The organism is Mycobacterium sp. KBS0706, assembly GCF_005938675.2.
Lineage (GTDB): Bacteria > Pseudomonadota > Alphaproteobacteria > DSM-16000 > Inquilinaceae > Inquilinus.
On sequence record NZ_VCCH02000044.1, the window covers coordinates 60260 to 66259 of the forward strand.

Here is a 6000-nt window from a genome sequence, read left to right on the forward strand (position 1 = left end):
CACCATAGCAAATTGCGGCGGCCGGACGACACTCCTCACGACGAAAACGCTCCACGCGTTGCCTCTCCCGCTTGCGGGAGAGGTCGGAGACGCGAAGCGGCTCCGGGGCGTCGAGGCCGGGACCAGCCCTCACCCGGTCGCCCTGCGGGCGCCCGACCTCTCCCGCCAGGCGGGAGAGGCAACGCAAAGAGCACCTGCGTTACTGGGAGCCGCCGGCGAAATCCGGCATCGCCTCGCGCGGCACCACGGCGCCGCGGTGGCCGATCACCACCGCGGCCAGGCGGTGCCCGCGCAGCGCCGAGGCCGCCGGGTCCAGCCCGGCGAAGCGGCCGGCCAGGTAGCCGGCGTTGAAGCTGTCGCCGGCCGCGGTGGTGTCGACCGGGGTCACCACCGCAGGCACCGGCACCGACACAACCCCGTCCGCCGTGGCGATGTGGCAGCCCTCGCCGCCGCTTTTCACCACGATCTCGCCGACGCCATGGCCGCGCAGCCGGGCGATGGTCGCCTCAGGGTCGGCATCGCCGAACAGCGCCTGCTCATCGTCGAAGGTCGGCAAGGCGTGCGTCGCGAGCGCCAGGAACCGCGCGAACACGGCCTGCGCCTTGGCCTTGTCGGGCCAGCCGCGCGGCCGGTAATTGCCGTCGAAGGCGATGCGCGCGCCCTTGGCCTTGGCGGCCGCCAGCGCCGCGTGGAAGGCGTCGCGGCCGCGGTCGCTGTACAGCGACAGGGTGATGCCGGAGAAGTAGAGCAGGCCATAGCCGGCCAACGTTTCCGCCAGTTCGTCAGCACCTGGCAACTCGAAGACTTCCCGCGCGGGCGCCCGGTCGCGCCAGTAGTGGAACGTCCGCTCGCCCTTGTCGTCGGTGCGGATCATGTACAGGCCGGGCACCCGGCCCGGCAGGCGCGGCACCAGCCCGGTCCCCACCCCTTCCGCCTGCCAGCGGGCCAGCATCTCGTCGCTGTACGGGTCGTCGCCCAGAGCGGTGACATAGTCGACCGCGACGCCCTGGCGGGCCAGGTACACCGCGGTGTTCAGCGTATCCCCGCCGCTGGCCAGCTGGGCGTCGCCGCCCGGCTTCACCGCGATCTCGATCATGCACTCGCCGATCGATGCCACCCGCATTGAAACAATCCCTTCCCGGCTTACGGCCGGGGCCCGCTCACGGGGTCGGCGCGTCGGCGCGAATCAAGCGTTCGGATTTCAGATCCGACCACAGGCCGGCCGGGATCGGGTAGCGGAAATTCTCGACATTGCGCGTCACCTGCTCCGGCGACAGCGCCCCCGGGATCACCGAGGCGACACTGGGGTGGCCGAGCGGGAACTGCAGCGCCGCCGCGGCCAGCGGCACGCCATGGGCGGCGCAGACCCGCTCGATCCGGCGGCAGCGCTCCAGCTCCTCCGGCGTCGCGTCGCGGTAGTTGAACTTGGCGCCTTCGACCGGGCCGGTGGCGAGCAGGCCGGAGGCGAAGACGCCGCCGATGACGATGCCGGCGCCGTGCTTCTGGCACAGCGGGAACTCCTCGGCCAGCGGCTCCTGGTCCATCAGCGTGTAGGGCATCGCCACCAGGAAGGCGTCGAGATCGGCGGCGTCGAGCAACTTCGGGATCATGCCCATGACGTTGATGCCGGCGCCGACCGCGCCGATCACGCCGGAGGATTTCAGCTGCTCCAGCGCCCGCCAGCCGGAGGCGGAGAGCCGGTCGAGATGCGCCCGCACCCTGGCATCGGTCTTGTGGTGCGGCAGGTCGAGGTCGTGGATCAGCAGCAGGTCGATCCGCGGCAGCGTCAGCCGCGCCCAGATCTGCTCCATCGCCCGCATGATGCCGTCATAGCCATAGTCGAAGACGATATCGAAGGGCAGGCCGCCGGCCCATTTCTCGGAATGGAAGTTCTCCGGGTCGGGCGACGGCTTGAGCCAGCGCCCGACCTTGCTGGAGACCTTGAACTCGCCGCGGTTCTGGCCGTGCAGGAAGCTGCCCAGCCGGTGCTCGGCCAGGCCCAGCCCGTACCAGGGCGCGGTGTCAAAATAGCGGATGCCGGCGTCCCAGGCCGCCTGCAGCGTGGCGTGGGCCTGCGGCTCCGGCACCTTGACGAAGAGCTCGCCGAGCGCCGCCGTGCCGAAGCCGAGCGTGGTCACCTCGACATCGGTGCGTCCCAGGCGGCGGGTGTCGATCGGCATCGGCGGAGCTCCTGTCAGATGGCCACGATCACTGAGAGTCGGCGGCGCCGGACGCCTCGACGATCGGCGCCCATTTCGCCAGCTCGGCCGTCACATGCTTGGCCAGCTCGTCCGGCGTGGAGCCGACCACGGTGGCGCTGAGCTCGGCCAGGCGCGGCTGCGTCGCCGGGTCCTTCACCGCCTTGACCGCCGCGGCGTTCAGCCGGTCGATCACCGCCTGCGGCGTCCCCGCCGGGGCGAAGATCGCGTTCCAGGTGTAGGTCTCGTAGCCCGGCACCCCCGCCTCCTCCATCGTCGGCAGGTCGGGGAAGCTGGCCGAGCGGGTCTTGGTGGTGACCGCCAGCGGCCGCAGCGTCCCCGCCTTGATGAAGGCGGTGGAGGACGGCAGGTTGTCGAACATGATCGGCACCTGGTTCGCCACCACGTCGTTCAGCGCCGGCCCGGCGCCGCGATAGGGCACATGGATCATGTCGACGCCGGCCAGGCTCTTGAACAGCTCCCCCGACAGGTGCAGCGGCGTGCCGATGCCGGAGGAGGCGTAGCTGTATTCGCCCGGCTTCGACTTCAACAGCGCGATCAGCTCCTGCACCGACTTGACCGGCAGCTCGGGATTCACCTCGAGCACGTTCGGCACCAGCACCAGCAGCGAGATCGGCGCGAAATCCTTCACCGGGTCATAGGGCATCTGCTTCATGACCGCGGGGTTCAGCGCATGGGTCGCGATCGTGCCCATCAGGATGGTGTAGCCGTCCGGATCGGCCTTGGCGACGGCATCGGCGCCGATGTTGCCGCCGGCGCCGGCCTTGTTCTCGACGATCACGGTCTGGCCGAGATCCTCGGTCATCTTCTCGGCGATGATGCGGGCGATCAGGTCGGTCGAGCCGCCGGCCGCGAACGGCACCACCAGCGTCACCGTCCGCGACGGGAAGGCGTCGGCGGCCGTGGCCATGCCGCCCGGCAGCGCGAAGCAGGCCGCCAGGCCCGCGAGCAGGACGGTTCGTCGGACCAGGCCATGCAGCGTCGTCATGCGTCTCCCCCTACGTCGATCGTTCGATGATGCGCTTGTTATGATTCGGGCACGGCGCTGGATGGCGCCCGGCCGGCCGCGATTGTCGCGGAGGATGGCGGCGCTGGCAACCCGCGCCGCCGTGTGCATCAGGGAGATCGGGTAAAAGACGGCGAACTGCTCTGCACGGCGTTTCCCGCCTACGAGACCTTCTCAAAATGGCCGGGGCTCCAACCCTTTATAGTCCCCCCTCCCCTTGCGGGAGGGGGGACTCATTTTGCTTTCGGCCGAATCGATCCTAAGCCGGAATATCGGCGGCGATCGCTGTCTCGGGGCTGGCCGCCTCCAGCTCGCGGGCGCTCTGGTTCATGATGAACTGCATCGCCTTGCGGGCCGCCCGGGCGTCGCCGGCGGCGATGCCCTCATAGACCGCGCGGTGGTCGCCGACCGCCAGCGGGAAAGCCCGGTTGCGCCGCGCCTGGGCCTGGAAGCTCATGGTCAAGAGCGGGCCGAGGATGGTGCTCAGCCGCTCGATCAGCGCGTTGCGGCTGGCGGCGAAGACGGCGAGGTGGAAGCGGACATCGGCGCTGTAGAAGGCGTTCGGGTCTTCGCCCGCCCTTTCCATCTCGTCCAGCGCCTCCTGGATCAGCGCCCGGTCCTCCGGCTGCGACCGGCGCGCGGCCAACTCCGCCGCCGCCGGCTCGATCGCCCAGCGCAGCTCGACCAGGTCGCGGCGGAAGGTCGGAACCAGCGCCTCCGGCGAATGCCAGCCGAGGATGTCGGGGTCCAGCAGGTTCCAGGCCTCGCGCGGCCGCACCCGGGTGCCGGAGCGGCGCCGCGGCTCGACCAGCCCCTTGGCCGCCAGCACCTTGACCGCCTCGCGGATCGCCGAGCGGCTGGCGCCGTAGGTCTCGGCCAGCTCGCCTTCGCTCGGCAATGTATCTCCGGGGGGAATCTGGCCGGTGACGATCCGGGCTCCGATGTCATGGACCACCCGGCCATGCAAGCCGGCGGAAGGATAACCGTTTTTCTTCATGCCGCGGTCTTCGACCTTCTTTGGATCCTGGGCCATTGTCGCCGAAATCTCCCGCGTTGCAATGATTTGACAAAAACTAAGGTGGGATCAGCGGCCCCCCGACACGTCGATCGTGGTCGCCGTCATATACGAAGCAGCATCGGACAACAGGAACAGCACGGCCTCGGCAATCTCCTCCGGCCGGCCGATGCGGCCGATCGGAATGGTCGGCGCGACGGCACCCAGCACCGACTTGCCGCCGACATGGTCGTCGTTGATGTCGGTGTCGGTCAGGCCCGGGCGCAGGCCGACGACGCGGATGCCGTCGCCCGCCACCTCCCGCGCCAGCCCCACCGTGAACGAATCGACCGCGCCCTTGGACGAGGCATAGGCCACCTCCTGCGGCAGGCCGCCATGGCGGGCCGCGACCGAGGAGATGTTGACGATCACGCCGCCCGGCCCGCCCTGCCGCCGCGACATCCGGCGGATCGCCTCGCGGCTGCAGTAGAACATGGCGAAGACGTTGGTGGCGTACAGCGCGGCCAGGCCGCGGGGGTCGTCCAGGCCGTCGACTCGGGTCACCGGCCCGATCACCCCGGCATTGTTGACCAGGCCGGTGACCGGGCCCAGCGCCCGGTCGATCTCCGCGAACATGGCGGTCACCGCGGCGCTGTCGCCAACATCGGCGGCGAAGGCGGCGGCCTCGCCCCCGGCCGCCGCGATCTCCGCGACCAGGGCTTCCGCCGCTTCGCGTGACCGGCCGTAATTGACCGCGACGCGCCAGCCGCGGGCCGCGCCCTGGCGGGCGATAGCGGCGCCGATGCCCCGTCCGGCACCCGTGACGAGCATCACCCCAGCCATGGCCTCCTCCGCTTGTCCGACGAATGAACGTAGCAGAGGATAAAAGCCCTACCAATGGAGAGAGTGATGGCAATCGATCGCCATGCTGCAGCCGGGATCCTGGCCGGCCACCGGCTGCGGCCCGGCGCCTTTCCCGGCCTGCCGGCGGCGTTGCGCCCGGCCGATCTCGCCGCCGGGCGCCGATTGCAGGATGCGGTGCATCAGCAGCTGTCGGCCCGGCTGGGACCGCGGGTCGGCTGGAAGATCGGCTGCACCACACCGGTGATGCAGCGCTTCCTCGGCATCCCGGAGCCCTGCGAGGGCGGCATATTCCAGGCCAATGTCCAGGCCAGCCCCGGCCGCTTCCCGGCGGCGGCGCATCACCGGATCGGCGTCGAATGCGAGATCGCGGTCCGCATCGGCCGCGACCTGCCGCCCGGCGAGCATGGCCGCGCGGTGCTGGAAGCGGCGGTCGAGGCGGTGCTGCCGGCGATCGAGGTGGTCGACGACCGCTATGCCGATTTCGCCGCGCTCGGGGCGCCGACTCTGCTGGCCGATGATTTCTTCCAGGCCGGCTGCGTTCTGGGCCTGCCGGTCGCCGACTGGCGCGGCCTGGACCTGGCCGCCCTGTCCGGCCGGATGCTGGTCGACGGCGCCGAGGTGGGACGCGGCCACGGCCGCGACGTGCTGGGCCACCCGCTGAACGCGCTGGCCTGGCTGGCCGGAACCCTGGCCCGCCGCGGCCGGGGCCTCAAGGCCGGCGAGTTCGTGCTGCTGGGCAGCCTGGTGCAGACGCAATGGATCAGGCCCGGCGCCCAGGTCGCGATCGAGATCGAGGCGCTAGGCCGGGTGGAGATGATGGCGTGACGGCGGGGAATCTATAAACGCAATGTTCATAGTATTATCTGCGAATCGTGTTCATGATACGTTCTATGAACAACGCGCAGACCGACCAGACC

Annotated in this window: 6 protein-coding genes; 1 reads left to right on the forward strand and 5 read right to left on the reverse strand. The window is 70.2% G+C overall.

All coding sequences use genetic code 11. From position 1 onward, the window contains the following. Positions 1 to 199 precede the first annotated feature (199 nt). The 5 genes from FFK22_RS23035 to FFK22_RS23055 form a co-directional block, all read right to left on the reverse strand. Entirely contained in the window at positions 200 to 1123 is a 924-nt protein-coding gene (locus FFK22_RS23035; RefSeq protein WP_138890068.1) for a sugar kinase, read from the reverse strand. Positions 1124 to 1160: 37 nt separating this feature from the next. Next, the gene (locus tag FFK22_RS23040) at positions 1161 to 2180 is read right to left on the reverse strand and encodes an aldo/keto reductase (protein WP_138890069.1); all 1020 of its coding nucleotides are present in this window, start codon (positions 2178 to 2180) and stop codon (positions 1161 to 1163) included. 28 nt (positions 2181 to 2208) lie between these two features. Then, positions 2209 to 3207, reverse strand: coding sequence for a tripartite tricarboxylate transporter substrate binding protein (locus FFK22_RS23045; RefSeq protein WP_138890070.1), 999 nt, complete (start codon positions 3205 to 3207; stop codon positions 2209 to 2211). A gap of 277 nt (positions 3208 to 3484) precedes the next feature. Next, the gene (locus FFK22_RS23050; RefSeq protein ID WP_138890071.1) at positions 3485 to 4258 is read right to left on the reverse strand and encodes a FadR/GntR family transcriptional regulator; all 774 of its coding nucleotides are present in this window, start codon (positions 4256 to 4258) and stop codon (positions 3485 to 3487) included. Between the two features lie 51 nt (positions 4259 to 4309). Further along, positions 4310 to 5062: an SDR family oxidoreductase gene (locus FFK22_RS23055; protein WP_138890072.1), complete on the reverse strand. Its 753-nt coding sequence runs from the start codon at positions 5060 to 5062 to the stop codon at positions 4310 to 4312. 66 nt (positions 5063 to 5128) lie between these two features. Here FFK22_RS23055 and FFK22_RS23060 point away from each other — a divergent pair, with 66 nt between their 5' ends. Then, entirely contained in the window at positions 5129 to 5908 is a 780-nt protein-coding gene (locus FFK22_RS23060) for a 2-keto-4-pentenoate hydratase (protein ID WP_186002601.1), read from the forward strand. Positions 5909 to 6000 lie beyond the last annotated feature (92 nt).